This window comes from Pseudomonas sp. B21128 (assembly GCF_044218865.1).
Classification (GTDB): Bacteria; Pseudomonadota; Gammaproteobacteria; order Pseudomonadales; family Pseudomonadaceae; genus Aquipseudomonas; species Aquipseudomonas iridis.
Map to the genome: position 1 here is coordinate 5,141,641 of NZ_CP162590.1, position 19,096 is coordinate 5,160,736.

11 protein-coding genes are annotated in these 19,096 nt (G+C 61.0%); 8 read left to right on the forward strand and 3 right to left on the reverse strand.

All coding sequences use genetic code 11. The features are described 5' to 3' along the window. Positions 1–513: 513 nt before the first annotated feature. Complete coding sequence (locus AB4P91_RS23340) at positions 514–1,848, reverse strand: lysine N(6)-hydroxylase/L-ornithine N(5)-oxygenase family protein (protein ID WP_150596866.1); 1,335 nt, start codon at positions 1,846–1,848, stop codon at positions 514–516. 132 nt (positions 1,849–1,980) lie between these two features. Beyond that, positions 1,981–2,463 (reverse strand): sigma-70 family RNA polymerase sigma factor, encoded by a 483-nt coding sequence (locus AB4P91_RS23345; protein ID WP_150594660.1) that lies wholly within the window; start codon positions 2,461–2,463, stop codon positions 1,981–1,983. A 319-nt stretch (positions 2,464–2,782) separates the two neighbouring features. On the opposite strand from AB4P91_RS23345, the gene AB4P91_RS23350 reads away from it, so the two are divergent. Genes AB4P91_RS23350 through AB4P91_RS23360 form a run of 3 tightly spaced genes read left to right on the forward strand, consistent with a single transcriptional unit; the run spans position 2,783 to position 7,331 of the window. Beyond that, positions 2,783–3,955, forward strand: coding sequence for an efflux RND transporter periplasmic adaptor subunit (locus AB4P91_RS23350; RefSeq protein ID WP_395603807.1), 1,173 nt, complete (start codon positions 2,783–2,785; stop codon positions 3,953–3,955). After that, on the forward strand, positions 3,956–5,929 hold the full coding sequence (locus tag AB4P91_RS23355) for a MacB family efflux pump subunit (protein WP_150688392.1): 1,974 nt from the start codon (positions 3,956–3,958) through the stop codon (positions 5,927–5,929). 7 nt (positions 5,930–5,936) lie between these two features. Next, the gene (locus AB4P91_RS23360) at positions 5,937–7,331 is read left to right on the forward strand and encodes an efflux transporter outer membrane subunit (RefSeq protein ID WP_395603808.1); all 1,395 of its coding nucleotides are present in this window, start codon (positions 5,937–5,939) and stop codon (positions 7,329–7,331) included. A 123-nt stretch (positions 7,332–7,454) separates the two neighbouring features. Here the strand turns inward: AB4P91_RS23360 and AB4P91_RS23365 are convergent, their stop codons facing one another. Further along, a complete protein-coding gene (locus AB4P91_RS23365; RefSeq protein ID WP_395603809.1) occupies positions 7,455–9,074 on the reverse strand; it encodes a PvdJ/PvdD/PvdP-like protein in 1,620 nt (539 codons plus the stop codon). A gap of 196 nt (positions 9,075–9,270) precedes the next feature. Between AB4P91_RS23365 and pvdM the strand changes: the two genes are divergently transcribed. From pvdM to AB4P91_RS23390, 5 genes are all read left to right on the forward strand, one after another. Beyond that, positions 9,271–10,641: a pyoverdine-tailoring dipeptidase-like protein PvdM gene (gene pvdM / locus AB4P91_RS23370; RefSeq protein ID WP_395603810.1), complete on the forward strand. Its 1,371-nt coding sequence runs from the start codon at positions 9,271–9,273 to the stop codon at positions 10,639–10,641. After that, entirely contained in the window at positions 10,638–11,918 is a 1,281-nt protein-coding gene (locus tag AB4P91_RS23375) for an aminotransferase class V-fold PLP-dependent enzyme (protein WP_395603811.1), read from the forward strand. Before pvdM ends, AB4P91_RS23375 begins: the two co-directional genes overlap by 4 nt. A 33-nt stretch (positions 11,919–11,951) precedes the next feature. Next, positions 11,952–12,860 carry a formylglycine-generating enzyme family protein gene (locus AB4P91_RS23380; protein WP_150594653.1) on the forward strand — a complete coding sequence of 303 codons (909 nt, stop codon included), beginning with the start codon at positions 11,952–11,954 and terminating at the stop codon, positions 12,858–12,860. 151 nt (positions 12,861–13,011) lie between these two features. Then, the gene (locus AB4P91_RS23385) at positions 13,012–14,673 is read left to right on the forward strand and encodes a cyclic peptide export ABC transporter (protein WP_395603812.1); all 1,662 of its coding nucleotides are present in this window, start codon (positions 13,012–13,014) and stop codon (positions 14,671–14,673) included. Positions 14,674–14,799: 126 nt separating this feature from the next. Continuing rightward, positions 14,800–18,963 carry an amino acid adenylation domain-containing protein gene (locus AB4P91_RS23390; protein ID WP_395604999.1) on the forward strand — a complete coding sequence of 1,388 codons (4,164 nt, stop codon included), beginning with the start codon at positions 14,800–14,802 and terminating at the stop codon, positions 18,961–18,963. The last annotated feature ends 133 nt before the right edge of the window (positions 18,964–19,096 follow it).

Sequence of the window (19,096 nt, forward strand, 5' to 3'; positions counted from 1 at the left end):
ACCAAGGACTGGCCATGCACGGGATGCCGCTGCTCGCTGTTACGGCGAGACAACGGCAAAAAAATGCGCGTTATCTTGCCGAGAATCTGCCGGTTACCGAGACCGGCCGACAACTGTCACTCGAACAAGTACCCACTGTGGGTCTCCGCTATTGATGAAAACGCGCGAAGCTTACGCCTGGATGTTTGGAGAGTAAACCCGTGAAAGGCAGTGTGGCGGGGGAATGTCAGGGTTCTTCAGGAAGGGTTCAGGAAGGACTTTTTGCTGCTCTTGAGGGCGCCTTCGCGAGCAGGCTCGCTCCCACAGGGAATCTCCAGCGAACACGGTTTTTGTATTCATCGAGGATCCAAATGTGGGAGCGAGCCTGCTCGCGAAGGCGGTGCCTGATCTGCCGCCATCGCTGGCAAGTCAGCTCCCACAGGGATCAGTGTTGGGTAAGCAATAGCTGACATCACACGAAATACGGTGGGAGCTGGCTTGCCAGCGATATCGGTGTATCAGCCGGCGCAGGTTTCAGCTGGCAGTCGCCAACAGCAAATCCGCCATCGAACGGTGCCCACGATGCTTGCCATGTTCATACAGCGAGCCCGCAATCTCGTCGGCACGAATCGGCAGCACCGATAACAATGTGTCGCTCAAACCATGGCTGGCCTGGCAGAAGCCCTGCATGTAAATGCCAGCCTTGCAGCGCTCATCGGTGATCAGTTTGTAGTTGCGATCAACCTCGAACTCACCCAGGTATTCTTCCAGCGGTGCCAGTAATTTGCGGTGCATCTGACGTTCGTAACCGGTGGCCAGTACCACGGCGTCGTACAGGCGTACGCTGACTTCGCCAGTGGCGTTGTTGCGTACCGCCAACTCGATGCCGTGTTCGGTGGCGGTAGCACTCTCGACGGTGGTCAGGGTGCGGAACGCATGACGGGCAATTCCGGAAACCTTCTGGCGATAGAAGATGCCGTAAATGCGCTCGATCAGATCAATGTCGACCACCGAGTAGTTGGTGTTGTGGTACTCGTTGACCAGACGTTCACGCTCGGCACTGTTCTGCTGGAACACCAGGTCAGTGAACTCCGGCGAGAACACTTCGTTGACGAACGGGCTATCGTCCGCTGGCTTGAGGGCCGAGCCGCGCAAGATCATGTCGACCTGCACCGACGGGAACGAATCGTTCAGGTCGATGAACGCTTCCGCCGCGCTCTGCCCGCCACCGATGATCGCAATGCTCATCGGCTGATTGTTGACGCACGGCTGGTTGGCCATCTGCGACAGGTATTGCGAATGATGGAACACACGGTTATCGCCCTTCAGCGCCTTGAACGCCTCAGGAATACGCGGCGTGCCGCCGGCACTGACCACCACCGAACGGGTGGTCCGCACATGTTGTTGCCCCTGGCTGTCGCGGGAAATAACGCGCAGCGCTTCAACCTGATGGTTGTGCAGCACCGGCTCGATGGTCAGCACTTCTTCGCCATAACGGCTCTGCTCGGTGAACTGCCCGGCGACCCAGCGCAGGTAATCGTTGTACTCCATACGGCACGGATAGAAGGTGCCCAGGTTGATGAAATCCACCAGGCGACCGTGGTACTTGAGGTAATTGACGAACGAGTACGGGCTGGTCGGATTGCGCAAGGTCACCAGATCCTTGAGGAAGGAAATCTGCAACTCGCTCTGGGTCGACAGGGTGTTGCCGTGCCAGCTGTAGTTGGCCTGTTTGTCGAGGAACAGCACATCCAGTTCACCCTGGGTCGGCCCGCGCTCTTGCAGCGCGATGGCCAACGCCAGGTTCGAAGGGCCGAAACCGACGCCGATCAGATCGTGAACGATGGGCGATGCAATTGCCTGTGTCATTTCCAGTGTCCTCTGGATGAACCCCTCAACCGTGGGGCTAAAGCCTGGGTGACCTGACCGGCCCGAAGCAGGACAGCAGATCGTCTGTTGAGTAGGAACGAGGACGGTGAAAAAAAATTTAACGGGGAAGGATCAATGGGCGTCCCATTGTTTGATGCGCAGGCGGCAATGTTTCATGGCATTGACGATGTGTTTTTCCACCAGAGCCTTGGAAATGCCGAGGCTTCTGGCAATTTCGTTGTGGGACAGACCTTCGATCTTGCGCAGCAGAAAGCTGTCGCGGCACAGCGGTGACAATTCTGCCAGCGCTCGCTGGAGCATCTCCAGGCGTTGACCGTGATCGAGGGTGCCGTGGGGAGACGGGGTGAAATAACGCTCTTCATGGTCGAGCACTTCAAGGGATTCGACCTGCCGCAAGGCATTGCGTCGATGATCGTCGATCACCAGATTCAGCGCGGTGCGATAAAGAAACGCCCGGGGTTGTTCGATCGGCGTGTCACTGGAGCGTTCCAGCACCCGCAGATAGGCGTCATGCACCACATCCTCGGCAACCTGGCGGTTGCCCAGCTTGGCGTTGAGGAAACACACCAGCTCGCGATAGTAGTTTTCCAACATGACTCCTGGCCGCAGCGATGCGGTTTCGATCCTTGAGCCAGCTCCGCTACGGTCAAAACGACAGTGGCAGGATGGTGGCAATTTCAGATGCGTAATTTATAGTAATTCTCATATAGATTTAAAGACTTGTTTCGGTTTGCCCGACAAATTGTTAGGGGCTATACCTGTTAGCGCATTTTCCAGCGCTTAAATTTACCGCCCCTTTCCTCGTTTAAAGGACAGCTCCCCGTGTCTGTCGCTTGCTGCGCCAGCGTTCGGTCGTGACCCGCGTGCGGTGCCGACTGAATGACGGGTCGATTTCCACTGGCCGGAACCCTGCATGAAACGTCCCCGCCCCGCCCGACGCGCCCTGCTCGTAGCCCTTTGTCTGATTCCCGTTGTCGCCGTTGCTGCCTGGCAGATTTTGCCGCCCAGCCGGGACAAGTTCGCCACCGTGCAAGTGAGCCGCGGCGACATCGAAAGCAGCGTCACCGCGCTGGGAACTCTCCAGCCACGGCGCTATGTGGACGTCGGCGCACAGGCGTCCGGGCAGATCCGCAAAATCCATGTCGACGTTGGCGACGTGGTCAAGGAGGGTCAGTTGCTGGTGGAAATCGACCCCGCCACGCAAAAGGCCAAACTTGACGCCAGTCAGTTTTCCATCGAAAACCTCAAGGCGCAGTTGCAGGAACAACAGGCCCAACATGAACTGGCGCGGCAGAAATACCAGCGCCAGCAGAATCTGGTCGCGGGCGGCGCCACCCGTGAAGAGGACGTGCAGACCGCCCGCGCCGAGCTCAAGGCGACGCAAGCGCGCATCGACATGTTCCGCGCGCAGATCCGCCAGGCTGAAGCCAGTCTGCGCAGCGATCAGGCCGAACTCGGCTACACACGCATTTATGCGCCGATGGCAGGCACCGTAGTTGCGCTCGACGCCCGCGAAGGCCAGACCCTCAACGCCCAGCAACAAACACCCTTGATCCTGCGCATCGCCAAACTCTCGCCGATGACAGTCTGGGCCGAGGTATCCGAGGCGGATATCGGCCACGTCAAACCCGGCATGTCCGCGTACTTCACCACCCTGAGCGGCGGTAACCGGCGCTGGAACAGTACCGTGCGGCAAATCCTGCCGGTCCCCCCAAAACCGCTGGATCAGACCAGTCAGGGCGGCGGCAGCCCGTCCAGTTCGAGCAAAAGCGGCAGCGCCCGAGTGGTGCTGTACACCGTGTTGCTTGACGTTGATAACGCCGATAACGCCTTGATGGCCGAGATGACCACCCAAGTGTTCTTCGTAGCCAACCAGGCGAAAGACGTGCTGACCGCGCCGGTCGCCGCCCTGCAAGGCAGCGCCCAAGCTGACCGCCAGACCGCCCGGGTGATCGCCGCCAATGGCGAAATTCAATCCCGCGAGGTACAGACCGGTATCAGCGACCGCTTGAAAGTGCAGATCCTCGATGGCCTGAACGAAGGCGACCACTTGCTGATCGGCCCGGCTGACGCCAACGGAGGTTGAATGCAAACGCCTCTGATCGACCTGCAGGACATCCGCAAATCCTACGGTGGTGGCGACGCCCCTGAGGTCCACGTACTGCGCGGTATCGACCTGTCGATCCATGCCGGTGAATTCGTGGCCATTGTCGGCGCGTCCGGCTCGGGCAAGTCGACGCTGATGAACATCCTCGGCTGTCTTGACCGCCCCACTGCCGGCGAATACCGCTTTGCCGGGGAAAACGTCGCCGGGCTGGACAGCGATGAGCTGGCCTGGCTTCGCCGCGAAGCCTTTGGTTTCGTGTTCCAGGGCTACCACCTGATTCCGTCCGGCTCGGCCCAGGAAAACGTCGAAATGCCGGCCATCTACGCCGGTATTCCCGCCGCCGAACGCCACGCACGTGCCGCCGCCCTGCTTGAACGTCTAGGGCTGGCCTCGCGCACCGGCAACCGTCCGCATCAGCTCTCCGGCGGTCAGCAACAACGGGTGTCGATCGCCCGCGCCCTGATGAACGGCGGCCATATCATTCTGGCCGACGAGCCGACTGGCGCCCTCGACAGTCACAGCGGCAAGGAAGTCATGGCGCTGCTCGACGAGCTGGCGAGCCAGGGACACGTGGTGATCCTCATCACCCACGACCGCGAAGTCGCGGCCCGCGCCAAGCGCATCATCGAAATCAGCGACGGCCTGATCGTCAGCGACAGCGCCAAGGACAATCCGCAAGCGCAAACCAGCGCCGATCCAGGCGCCTTGCAAGCAGTCGATCTGCGCAAGCGTCTGAGCGAAGGGGCTGAAGCCACCGGTGCCTGGAAAGGCGAACTGGTCGATGCACTGCACGCCGCGTGGCGGGTGATGTGGATCAATCGCTTCCGCACGGCGTTGACCTTGCTGGGGATCATCATTGGCGTGGCGTCGGTGGTAGTGATGCTCGCAGTGGGCGAAGGCAGCAAGCGTCAGGTCATGGCGCAAATGGGCGCGTTCGGCTCGAACATCATTTATCTCAGTGGCTCGGCACCCAATCCGCGAACGCCGCCGGGGGTCGTCACCCTCGACGATGTCCATGCGCTGGCGAGCCTGCCGCAGGTACAGCGGATCATGCCGGTCAACGGCGCCGAGGCCGGTGTGCGTTTCGGCAATGCCGATCACTTGAGTTATGTCGGCGGCAACGACACCAATTTCCCGGCGATTTTCAACTGGCCGGTGGTTCAGGGCAGTTACTTCACCGAGGCCGATGAGCAGAACGCGGCAGCCGTCGCGGTCATCGGCCACAAGGTGCGCACCAAACTGCTCAAGGATGTGGCCAACCCGATCGGCCAATACATCCTGATCGAGAACGTGCCTTTCCAGGTGGTTGGCGTGCTCGCGGAAAAAGGCGCCAGCTCCGGCGACTCGGACAGCGACAACCGCATCGCCGTGCCCTACTCCGCCGCCAGCGTGCGCCTGTTCGGCACACGCGACCCCGAGTATGTGGCCATCGCCGCCGCAGACGCGCGCAAGGTCAAGGACACCGAACACGCCATCGAACAATTGATGTTGCGCCTGCATAACGGCAAAAAGGATTTCGAGCTGACCAATAATGCCGCGATGATCCAGGCCGAAGCCCGCACGCAAAATACCCTGTCGCTGATGCTCGGCTCGATTGCTGCCATCTCGCTGCTGGTCGGCGGCATTGGCGTGATGAACATCATGCTCATGACCGTGCGTGAGCGCACTCGCGAGATCGGTATCCGCATGGCTACCGGCGCCCGCCAGCGCGACATCCTGCGCCAGTTCCTCACTGAAGCGGTGATGCTCTCGGTGGTCGGCGGCATCGCCGGGATCGCGCTGGCGCTGATGGTCGGTGGTGTGCTGATTCTCAGCGAAGTCGCCGTCGCCTTTTCTTTGATGGCCGTGTTGGGCGCTTTTGGCTGCGCCTTGGTGACCGGTGTTGTCTTCGGCTTCATGCCGGCCCGCAAAGCTGCCCGGCTCGACCCGGTCACGGCCCTTACCAGTGAATGATCGATCTATGAAACCGCGCCTCAGCCTGTTGACCGTATGCCTGATCCTCAGTGCCTGCGCCAGTCCCGTCCAACGGCCGGACAGTGGCATAGCGCCGCCCGCCGCCTGGCACTCACCTCACAGCGCCAATGCCGAGCGCAATGACTTGCGTTGGTGGACACGATTCGCCAGCCCGCAACTCAACCAACTGATCGAACAGGCCCAGGTCGGCAGTTACGACCTCGCCGCCGCCATGGCGCGCGTGCGTCAGGCGCGTGCCGGGACGGTGATTGCCGGTGGATCGCAACTGCCGGAACTACAGGGCACCGGCAACGCCAATCGGCAGAAACTGCTGCGCGGCAGTGGCTACCGTCAACTTGATGCCGACAGCACCAACAAGGCGGTGGACTACTTCGATGTCGGCCTGAGTGCCAGTTACGAAATCGACTTCTGGGGCGGCAAGCGCGCCTCGCGCGACAGTGCGCAGTTCAGCCTGCAAGCCAGCGAGTTCGACCGCGCCACCGTCGAGCTGACGCTGCTCAGCGGTGTCGCCAACAGCTATGCGCAGCTCCTGTCCTTGCAGGAGCAGAGCCGCATCGCCGAACTCAATCTGGCCAATGCGCAAAACGTCCTGCAGTTAGTGCAAACCCGCTACAACGCCGGCTCCGCCACCGCGCTTGACCTCGCTCAGCAAAAAAGCCTGGTGGCCGCGCAGCAGCGCCAGTTGCCAGCCGTCCAGCAACAGGCCGGGGAGGCACAGATCAGTCTGGCCGCGCTGCTCGGCCGACCGGTGCAAGACGTGCCGCTCAGCCAGGAATCCTTCGATCAGCTGCAATGGCCGCCGATATCCGCCGGCCTTCCCAGCGAGTTGCTGACCCGCCGCCCGGACATCGCCCGCGCCGAAGCACAACTGGCGGCAGCCCAGGCAGATGTCACCGTAGCGCGCGCGGCCATGCTGCCCAAACTCACCTTGACCGCCAGCCTCGGCACCGGCGCCAATCAGGCAGACGATCTGTGGCGCAGCCCGTTCTACAACCTCACCGCCGGGCTGGTCGCACCGATTTTCAACAATGGTCGGCTCGGCGCCGAGCGCGACAAGGCCACGGCTCGCCAGGAAGAACTGCTGCAAACCTATCGCGGCGCAATCATCAATGGATTTGCCGATGTGGAAAAAGCGCTGAACAGCATCCGCGGTCTCGATGACCAGCGTCAGTGGCAGAGCGAAGAACTCAGTCAGGCGCAGACCGCGTTCAACATCGCGCAGAGCCGCTATCAGGCCGGCGCCGAGGACTTGCTGACCGTACTGGAAACGCAGCGCACGTTATATGCAGCACAGGATCAGAATGTGCAGCTGCGATTGTCGCGGATGCAGGCGAGCATTGCGTTGTACAAGGCACTCGGGGGTGGTTGGCAGACGATGTAACCGGATCAGCTGTCAGACCGCTTTCGCGAGCAGGCTCGCTCCCACACTGGATCTCATTCCTGTTGAAGGAACGCGGTCGAATGTGGGAGCGAGCCTGCTCGCGAATGAACGATAACGTGATCTCTAAGCCGGGTGGGTCCTGGCGTTCAGATTACGCGCGTACCAAGGCCGCTTCGGCACTCGCCGGAACAAGCCTTCGAGCTTCTTCTCATCTGCGCCGAACACAATGCGCAGCGCCAGCTTCATGGTTTCCGGGTCCATCTCCACGGATTTGCCAACCTGCAAGCCGGGGACGGTGCTGCACCCGTGCGTGGTCGGTCCCAGCCACGGATCAGCCACTTCGACCCAGCGCCCCTGGGCAAACCACTTTACGCCGTTGACTTCAAGACGAGTCACTTGCCCCGGATGAAACCTCTCATGGGCACGGAACCAGTCTTCCACGCGGTCGTCGATCCAGCCGTGGAAAGCCCAGAACACCGGGCTCACATGCGATGAAAACGGGTCGCCGAGGAAGTCGTTCTCCGGCGCGAACCAGCGTGCGGCGAAATCATCCAGATCACGGGCCAGCGGCACTGGCTGACCGTTGGATGGATCGCGCGGCACCGAGGCCCAGCGCATGTGCAACCAGTCATGCAGGCCCAGCTCCACTTCGGAACCGAACTGGCCGAGGGTCAGCTTCGACAGGTACTGCGGGTCGCGGTACTGCGACTCCCAGACTTCGAAGTTGCTCTGATAGGTTTCGGCGGTCTTGATATCGCTGACCCATTGGCTGAATTCATCGTCGCCCTCGGCGAGCCATGTCGGCGGCAGCGCCGTGCCGTCATGGTTGTCGAAATATCGGGCAAAGCCCTGACGATCGCGTACCAGCTCTGGCTGCGGCAACGGGAAGAATTGCCACGACGGCAGATCCTGCAGGGAGCGCGCCGTACCGAGCATGTGCCGGTGCATGAAGAAGAAATCGACGCCCGAACCGTTGCGATCCTTGCGTGGGCCACGAGCGTCGCGCTCCTGATCACGCGGGCCGGGCTGCCAGCCGAGACCGCGCAAGGCGTTGCGCTTGTCTTCGGACAGGGTGTGCCACTTGTCGCGCGAGGCGTGCCATACCTGGTGGAACAGTCGATGTTCGGGCGACACCAGCCAGGCCAGCAATGGCGGATTCAGGGGTGTGCGTTGACGCGCTTCCGGGAACAGACACTTGACCGCTATGAAACGATGATCCTGCGCCGGCAATGCCAACGCGCGGTCAAGACGCTGCACGCTGCCACTGAGCGTGCCGCTGCCGGCATTACCGAAATCGGCCCAGACTTCGTCGAGGACCATATTCAGTTCGTAGTCGACGCTGCCGCCAGTGCCGAGCAACCGCCAGCTAAGTGTCGAAGACTCGGCCCCGGCCAGATCGCCGAGTATTCGGTAACGCGGTGTTTCGGAAGAGCGCAGACGCTGCGGCGTGTCGAGAAAGCCGCACACACCTCGACCTTTCTGACCGATGTCGATAAACGCTTCCAGGCCCTGAGCTGGCAATCCATCGAGGCCCGCGTCATCCCCCGTGAAACGGATCTTCCAGACCCCGCGCAGTGCGTTCGCCAGGCGTTGCCCGGCCACGTCGGCGACGTCGAACGACGCCTCACCGGGAGTGATTGTCGGGTCAGGCTTCGTCCATTCGCGATGCCCAAAATAAGCTGCAGGCACGGCAGCGCCGGTCAGCGCCAGGCCTGCCATGAACCATCGTCGAGAAATCCTCATTGCCCTACCTGTGTCAGCCCTGAAGCAGGCTTTATCCAAGCTAGAACGTTTACTGCCGCGGCAAATTTAAGCCCAACAACACGGATCACCTCCACACAGGTTGGCGGGGCTAAATTTCGCCGTCGCCTACTCGTTCTTCCCAGATAGCAAAGGCCTCTGTGCCTGCACCTCGACGGCGAACCTGACTGAGATGGCAATGACAAAACCACGTTCGAATAAGGCTTTTTACATTGGCCTGCCGCTGGCTCTGGCAATCAGCGCCGGGGCCGGATTCGCGGTCTGGGATATCTGGTTCAAGGACAATCCCGGCTATCCACGCAAAGTCATGCAGCAAGCCGAAGAACTGCACGAACACATGCTCTCGTTCGACAGCCACATCACCATCACCCAGAACTTCGGCACCACCGGCAATGAAGTTGACAAGGACGGCAGCGAGCAGTTCGACCTGGTCAAGGCTAACCGCGGACGCCTGTCGGGCGCGGCGCTGACAATCTTTGGCTGGCCGGAAATATGGAACGGTGCCAACGCCCCGCACAGGCCAACCGCAGGCTTTGTCGACGAGGCGCGTAACCAGCAGGAAGTCCGCTACAAGATCATTTCCGGCATGGTCCGCGACTTCCCCAATCAGGTTGGCATTGCCTATACCCCGGCCGATTTCCGCCGTCTGCACGGCGAAGGCAAGTTCGCGATCTTCATCAGCATGCTCAACGCCTATCCACTGGGCCATGACTTGAACCTGCTGGATGTGTGGACGGCGCGCGGCATGCGCATGTTCGGCTTCAGCTACATCGGCAACAACGACTGGGCTGACTCGTCGCGCCCGCTGCCATTCTTCAATGATTCACCGGACGCCCTCGATGGCCTTTCCGATCTGGGCCAACAGGCGGTGAAACGCCTGAACGACCTGGGCGTGATCATCGACGTGTCGCAGATGTCGACCAAGGCCCTGGAGCAAGTGGCGCAGCTGAGCCGCACGCCGCTGGTAGCCTCGCACTCGGCCCCTCGGGCGATGGTGGATATCCCACGCAATCTCAGCGACAAGGAAATGCAGCTGATCAAGAACAGCGGTGGCGTGGTGCAGGTCGTCGGTTTCTCGCAATACCTGCGGCCGCTCACCCAAGAGACCCAGGACAAGCTCAACGAGTTGCGCAAGCGCTACGACCTGCCGCCATTGCCGAACCTGGCCATGGCGTTGATGCCCGGCGATCCGATCATCTCGGCGTGGTCAGAACGGAAGTTCGGCGAGTACGCCGGCCAACTCTACGCAATCCTCGAGGGCGAGCCAAAAGCCAGCCTCAAAGACCTTGGCGATGCCATCGATTACACGGTCAGAAAGATCGGCATCGACCACGTCGGCATCAGCTCGGACTTCAACGAGGGCGGCGGCGTCAAAGGTTGGGAAAACGTCGGCGAGATTCGCAACGTCACCGCCGAACTGCTGTCGCGTGGCTACACCGAAGCCGACATCGCCAAGCTCTGGGGCGGCAACTTCCTGCGCGTCTGGGATCAGGTGGAAAAATCCGCCAAACCGGCGCTGGCCACAGCGCAGGGAGCCGCCAAGCCATGAGCAATCGTCGTGACTTTCTGAAGCAGGCGGGGATTCTTGCTGCCGCGTTGCCATTGGGCGCGAGTCTGCCGAGCATGGCCAGTGTTTCGCCCGCTGCGCCACTGCCGCGCAATAAATGGACGCAGTTGCAGCAACTGTTCGATCAGGACCCGGACTACCTGCACTTCTCCAACTTCCTGATCACCTCGCACCCCAGACCTGTGCGCGAAGCGATCGAGCGGCATCGCGCCGCCCTCGACAAGAATCCCGGTCTGGCCATGGATTGGGACCTGGGCGTGATCGAGGAGCGCGAAGAAAACGTGCGGGTCTGGGCGGGTCAATACCTGCAAGCCCATGCCAGACAGATCGCCCTGACCGGTAGCACCACCGAAGGTCTGGCAGCAATTTATGGCGGCGTGCATGTGCGCCCTGATCAGGAAATCCTCACGACCGCCCACGAACACTATGCCGTTCACACCCTCCTCGCTCTGCGCAAGGAACGTGATGGCACCCAGGTGCGCAAGATCCGTCTGTTCAAGGACCCGCAAACCGCGACAAAAACCGAAATCCTCGCCGCCATCGACAGCGCCATTCGCCCCGAAACCCGCGTACTGGGTATGTGTTGGGTGCATTCAGGCAGCGGCGTGAAGCTGCCGATCGGTGACATCGGCGCCCTCGTCGACAAGCACAACCGCGGACGTAGCGATGCCGACCGGATCATCTACGTGGTGGATGGCGTTCACGGATTTGGCGTGGACAACCTGAGCTTTGCGCAGATGAACTGCGATTTTTTCGTCGCCGGCACCCACAAATGGATGTTCGGTCCGCGTGGCACCGGGATCATTTGCAGCCGCTTCGAAGACGTCCGATACGTCACGCCGATCATTCCGACGTTCTCTGAAGCGACAACGTTTTCCACCACGATGACGCCCGGCGGCTATCACGCGTTCGAGCATCGGTGGGCGCTGGATGAAGCCTTCAAATTGCACCTGCAGCTGGGCAAGGCCGAAGTCGAGGCGCGCATTCACGCACTCAACAGCTACCTGAAAAAACACCTGCAACAGCGCCCGCAGATCGAACTGGTCACGCCACTGAGCCCCGAGCTGTCGGCAGGGTTCACCTTCTTCCGGGTCAAGGGCAAGGACAGCGACAAGATCGCGGCGTATCTGATGACCAACAAAGTGGTAGCCGACGCCGTAGAGCGTGATGTCGGGCCGGTAATCCGTACTGCGCCGGGGCTGCTCAACGACGAAGCGCAAATCGACCGCCTGCTCGCGATTCTGGATAAGGCGTTATGAGCCCGAACTTTTTTTCTTTTGACGAGACTCGAAATGAACACTGAATTGCCTCGTTTTGCCGTGAAGAGCCTGTCGGCGCTGATGCTGACCGCCCTCGCCGCCTGCCTGCTGCCGACCGCTGCCCAGGCCGCCACCGCTCCCGCTCCGGGCAAGGTGTTCAAGGACTGCAAGGACTGCCCGGAAATGGTCGTGCTGCCGACCGGCACGTTCACCATGGGCACCCCTGAAGACGAAGTCGGTCGCGAACCGGACGAAGGCCCGATGCACCCGGTGACATTCGCCAAGCCTCTGGCGATCAGCCGCTTCCAGGTCCTTAAGGGCGAGTGGTTCGCCTACCTCAAGGACAGCGGTTACGTCATGCCGGATGGCGATCCCCGACCGGGACGCGCGTGCAAGGCCGGGATCCCGGACTATGCCGGGAGCGACCCGCGCAAGCAGTACACCGACAAGCATCCGGCGGTGTGCATGAACTTCGCCGAGGCCAACGCCTACGTGGCCTGGCTGTCGAACAAAACCGGCAAGCAGTACCGACTGGTCAGCGAGTCTCTGCGCGAATACGCCGCCCGTGGCGGCACCAGCGGCCCCTTCCCTTTTCCGTTCGATGAGGGCAAGGAATACAGCATCGCCCAGCACGCCAACACCTACGGTGCGGCCGACGGCTACAACTTCACCGCGCCGGCCGGCAGCTTCGCAGCCAACGCCTTTGGTGTGTACGACATGCACGGCAACGTCTACGAATGGACCGCCGACTGCTACAACGAAAACTACGAAGGCGCGCCGAGCGACGGCAGCGCGTGGCAAACCGGCAAGTGCCAGTTCAAGCGCATTCGCGGCAACGACTGGGGTGAAGCGCCGGTGTTCTCCCGCTCCGGCAACCGCAATGCGCTGGCGCCCGAAGAGCGCGGCGACTGGATCGGCTTTCGCGTGGCGCGCGACCTCTAACGCCGAGTGCTACCGCGGCGCCGGCCGCTCACTCGTCGCTTAAGTCCTCGATAAACCCGCGGGCGGCTAAATCGCTGCTCGCGGGTTTCGTCTTTTAACCAGCCCAACCTTTGAACCAATGCCTTGACCGGCACTAAAAGCGGAAACCTCCATGACCACAAAATCGCGCGGAGCCATCAGTGAAGTCCTCGGCCTGCTCAAGCCTCACCGGGTCGTCGTGGCGCTGTCGATCCTGCTCGGCATGCTCGGTGGCGTCAGCGTCACCGCCCTGCTGGCGACCATCAACAAAGCCCTGAACGGCTCAGGCAGTCCATCGCCCACGGTGCTGGCGACGTTTGCCGGGCTCTGCGCGTTTGCCCTGTTGACCTCGATTCTGTCGGACATCGGCACCAACCATGTCGGCCAGCACATCATTGCCGGGTTGCGTAAATCCCTGGGGGAAAAGGTTCTGCTGGCCCCCATCGAACAGATTGAACGGTTCCGCAGCCACCGCTTGATTCCGGTGCTGACCCACGACGTCGACACGGTCAGTGACTTTGCCTTTTCCTTCGCGCCGCTGGCCATCGCCTTTACCGTGACCCTCGGTTGCCTGGGGTATCTGGCGTTTCTGTCGTTGCCGATGTTTATCCTGCTGTTGGTAGCCCTGGTGATTGGCATTGCGGTGCAATACGTCGCCCGCAACAAAGGCATCAAAGGTTTCGAAACGGCTCGTGAAGCCGAAGATGAATTGCAAAAGCACTACAGCGCCATTGCCGCCGGCGCCAAGGAATTGCGTATTCACCGCCCTCGCCGCCAGCGCATGTTCAGCCAGCGCATCGAAGGCACCGCTGATTTCATCTGCAAAACCCACATCCGCTCGGTCAACATTTTCGTCATGGCCAAAACGTTCGGTTCGATGCTGTTCTTCGTCGTCATCGGCCTCGTACTGGCGCTCCAGTCATTGTGGCTGGGCACGGACAAAGCAGTGCTCAGCGGTTTCGTACTGGTGTTGCTGTACATGAAGGGCCCGTTGGAATACCTGATCACCACGTTGCCAGTCATCAGCCGCGCGAACATCGCCTTCAAACGCATCAATGATCTGGCCGAACAGTTTTCCTCGCCGGAACCTCACCTGCTGCTGAGCGAATCGGCGCCGGCAAGTAAAGCCCCCGTCCAGCACTTGCAAATGCACAACGTGCATTACGCATTTCCAGCCGTCAAAGGCAGTGCTGCCTTCGAGTTGGGGCCGGTCAATCTCAACATCGCCCAGGGTGACATCGTGTTTATCGTCGGCGAAAACGGCGGCGGTAAAACCACACTGATCAAACTGCTGCTGGGTTTGTACGCGCCACAACGCGGCGAAGTATTGCTCAACGGCCAGGTGGTTGATGCCCGCGCCCGTGATGACTACCGCCAACTGTTCACGACCATCTTTGCCGACTACTACCTGTTCGACGAACTGGTACAGGGCGATCAACAGGTACCCGCCGACGCCAGCCGTTATCTGGAGCGCCTGGAAATAGCACACAAGGTGAGCATTGAGAACGGCGTCTTCAGCACCACCGATCTGTCCACCGGCCAGCGCAAGCGCCTGGCGTTGATCAACGCCTGGCTGGAGGAGCGTCCGGTGCTGGTGTTCGACGAGTGGGCTGCCGACCAGGACCCGGCCTTCCGGCGGATCTTCTACACCGAATTGCTGCCGGAGCTGAAACAGATGGGCAAGACCATCATCGTGATCTCCCACGACGACCGCTATTTCGACGTCGCCGATCAACTGGTGCGCATGGAAGGTGGCCGGGTCGTCACCCATAAAAAGCCCCTGGAAACCGCCTGAGCGATTGCGCCATGTCTGCCGACGGCACGTCCGTGCTGTTGGCGTTGAACCTGAATGTTTATCGCCGTGAACCCGACTGCCGGCAACGCCGTCAGCGACCACGGCGCTGCCAACCACGAGAGACTGATGAACGACTTACTCGATGATGAGGTGCTGGCACTGTTGATGGCCGATGCCGGCGTGCAACTCCAAGGCATCCCCGCCCGCCCCCACCTGGCCCCGGCGCCACTCTCGTTCGCGCAGCAGCGCTTGTGGTTCGTGCAACAGCTGAACCCCGACAGCGCCGCGTACAATCTTCCGCGTGCCGTGCGCCTGAAAGGCACGCTGCAAACCCGGCATCTGGAAGCGGCGCTGAACAAAGTCATCGATCGCCACGATGTCCTGCGCAGTGCGATTGTCGAGATCGACGGCGTGGCGATGCAGGTCGTCGATCAGCTCGCGACACTGAAACTTGCCTTCGAGGATCTGCGCCACCTGAGTGCCGAACTCCGCGAAGCACAGCTTACCCAACGCCTGTGCAGCGAAGCCGGCAAGCCCTTCGACCTGACGCAGGCGCCGCTGATGCGGGCGACGCTGCTACAGATTGCCGACGATGAACACCTGCTGCTGATGAACATGCACCACATCGCTTCCGATGCCTGGTCCAATGCCATTTTGATGCAGGATTTGATGCAAGCGTATGCACAGGTCGGGGCTGGCAACCCTTCACCGTTGCGGCGACCCGCCATTCAATACGCCGACTACGCGAACTGGCAGCGTGGCGAATACCTCGACAGTGCAGCGTGCGCAGCCAGCGCCGACTATTGGCGCGACTACCTCGGACACACCCTGCCGCCGCTGGACCTGCCGACCGACTTCCCGCGCCACGAACAGAACACTCATCCCGCAGGCAAATACGATTTCAGCCTGCCTGCGGTGCTGACGCAGAACTTGAACCGGTTCTGCCAGCAGTCTGGACTGACGCCGTTTGTGGTGGCGCTCGGCGCCTGGCAGCTGTTGTTGAGCCGCTACAGCAACCAGCATGACTTCACGGTTGGCGTGCCGAACGCGAGCCGCAATCGCAGCGAAACCCAAGAGCTGGTGGGCTTTTTCGTCAGCGCTCAGGTCTATCGCGTACGGATAGATCCGCAGCTGCCGTGCAAGGATTTTTTCCAGCGCCTGCGCCGCGAAACTCTCGCCGCACTGGATCATGCCGACTACCCGTTGGAGTTGAGCTTCGACGCCCTGCAGTTGCAGTCGAACAGACAGGCCAATCCGTTATTCCAGGTGCTGTTCAACTGGCGTACGCAAGCGTCTGGCGACGGTCCGCTGATGCTGGGCGACCTGGCGCTGGACTTTCTCCAGGCGGGGACAACCCAGGCCAAATTCGACCTGTCGCTGGACGTCGGTTACTCGCTCGACGGCATCGACGCCAGCCTTGAATACAGTCGCGACTTGTTCACCCCCGCGACCCTCCAGCGTCTTGCCGGTCACTGGCAAAACCTGTTGCAGGCCATCACTGAGGATTCGGACTGCGCGCTGAGCGAGCTGACACTGCTGAGTCCTGAGGAACGCCGAGTCCAACTGAAGGAATGGAACCCGCCCGCCTCGGCCTTGCCCGACGCAAGCGTGCACCAGTTATTCGAGCGTCAGGCACGGGCAACACCCAACGCGCTCGCGCTGATCGTTGGCGACCTGCAACTGAGCTATGCGCAGCTCAACGCATCGGCCAACCAACTGGCGAGAACCCTGATCGAATGTGCCGTCGGCCCAGAAGTCCGGGTGGGTATCGCCGTAGAGCGTTCGGCGCACATGATCATCAGCTTGCTGGCCGTGCTCAAGGCTGGAGGCGTCTATGTTCCGCTCGACCCCGACTACCCACAGGAACGCCTGACCTGGATGATTGAAGACAGCGGTCTGGGCGTCTTGCTGACGCAACATTCGCTCCTTGAACGTCTGCCATCCACACCGTCGGTCAACGTTGTATGTGTGGATGCCATCGACCCTCTCGATGACAGTCATACCGACAATCCGCCCTGCCGCACCGTCGGCAACAATCTGGCGTACGTGATGTTCACCTCGGGCTCCACCGGTCGCCCGAAAGGTGTGGGGATCACTCACTCGGCACTGACCCGTCACGCACAAATCGGCCTGGAGTTCCACGGGCTGACGCCGGCCGACCGCCTGCTGCAATATGGCACCTTCAATTTCGATGCGTTTGTCGATCAGCTTTACCCGGCCCTGATCTGCGGTGCTTCGGTGGTGCTGCGCGGACAGGCTATCTGGGACAGCGAGACCTGGTATCAGCAGTTGCTGGAGAAAAAAATCACCGTCAGTGAACTGACCACGACGTACTGGAACATGCTGGCCAAGGACTTCGCCGCCGCCGGCCCGCGGGATTACGGATCACTGCGGCAAATGGTTGTCGGCGGCGAAGCGATGCCACCGGAAGCGGTCGCTGCCTGGCGCCAGGCCGGTCTTGGCCACGTGCGCCTGCTCAATGTGTACGGTCCGACCGAAGCCACAGTCGACTCGACACTGCAAGACTGCACCGACTACGTCAGCGGTCGCACGCCATTGCCCAAAACCATCCCGATCGGCCGACCGCTGGCCGGCCGCGCGGTGTATCTGCTCGATGCCGGTGGCCAACCCGTACCCGTCGGTACAGTGGGCGAACTGATGATTGCCGGTGACCAACTCGCGCGTGGTTACTTCAATCGACCAGAGCTGACCGCCGAGCGCTTCATGCCGGACCCGTTCAGCCTCAAGGGCGGACGCCTCTATCGCACCGGCGACCTGGCTCGCTACAACGCCGACGGCGTCATCGAGTACGTCGGACGCCTCGACCATCAAGTAAAAATTCGCGGTTTCCGCATCGAGCTTGGTGAAATCGAGTCGTGCCTGCTGCAAATGCCAGCCGTGCGTGAGGCCGTGGTGATCGCTCACGAAGCGGTGACCGGCACACAATTGATCGCCTATGTGGTCGCCTCTTCGAGCGAGCAGCAACAAAGCCACCTGCGCGAGACCCTCAAGGCTGAACTCACACGCCAGTTGCCGAGCTACATGATGCCTGGCCATCTGATGGTGCTGAACACCCTGCCACTGAGCCCAAACGGCAAACTGGATCGCAAGGCGCTGCCCTTGCCCGAGATCCATCAGACCCACGCCACGTTTCGTGCGCCGCAAACTCCGCTCGAAACAGCACTGGCCGAGCTATGGCAGGAGGCGCTGCACGTCGAGCGGGTAAGTCTGGACGACAACTTCTTTGAACTGGGCGGGCATTCGATTCTGGCCATTCAGTTCATCGCGGCCTTGAACGCCCGACTGGGGATCAAACTGGCCCTGCAGCAAATGCTCGCGCACCCCACGGTCGAAGTGCTGGCCCGGTTTATCGCCATGGAGCATCAACAGCAGGTGCAATGCGTGGTCGAGCTCAGCGGCACGACTTCATCGGCCCCCCCGCTGTTCTGCATGCACCCCAGTGGCGGTATCGTCTTTTGTTATCAACCGCTGGCCAAGCGACTGAGCAAGCACACCCGCACCTTCGGCATCATGCATAAAGGCTTCGCCGACAAGGATGCCAGCACCCAGACCTGGCCGCAGATGATTGCCGACTACACCCAGCAGATTGTCGACAAGTGTCCCAACGGCCCCTATCGCCTGATGGGCTGGTCACTGGGCGGCGCGATCGCCATGGACGTGGCCGCCGAATTGGAGCGCCAAGGCAAACAGGTGACGTTCCTGGGCCTGGTCGATACCACGCTGCCGGAAAGCATCTTCCCTGCGGATCTGCCACGAAAACCCCGGGAAGAAGACAATCCCGATTTTTTCAGTGCAGAAAACGAACTGTCCGTCGCCGTGGAAATGTTCAGCCTGATGTTCGCCCATCTGGAGGAGCCGGCGGCGCGCTACATCGCCGAGAACCCGACGACCGATCTCAGGGCTTTCTATCGATGGGCCAGCCAGCAAGCCGCCACTGACGAACACGCGATGATCACAACGCTGGAGGCCATCAAGCAGGAAATCATGAATGCCCAGGCGTTCGACATCCACGAACGACTGGTCAAAAGCTTTGACGCGTTTTCGCTGCCGCGGCTCAACGTCAGAGCCAGTTGCTGGTGGTCGCTGTCGCACAAGACCCTGGAACAAGTGCTGCACTCGGAGCAGGTGTTGCGCCAACACAACGTCAGCGGTCAGTTGCAAGGCTCGGTCCATTCGCCATTGCCGCATCGCAGCATGATTTACGGCGAAACACTGTTGGACTCCTTTGAAACCGTACTCCTGGCTTGTGAGGCGACGGCGCGCGACTGATCGTTCAGCGCCTGCTAACGAAAAATGCAGAAGCTTCGGCTTCTGCATTTTTTTATGCCTGCAATTCTGCGCTGCCGTCGACCTGGCGAGGGAAATCCAGGCACAAAAAAACCGGCCCACGCCCTCCTTCAAG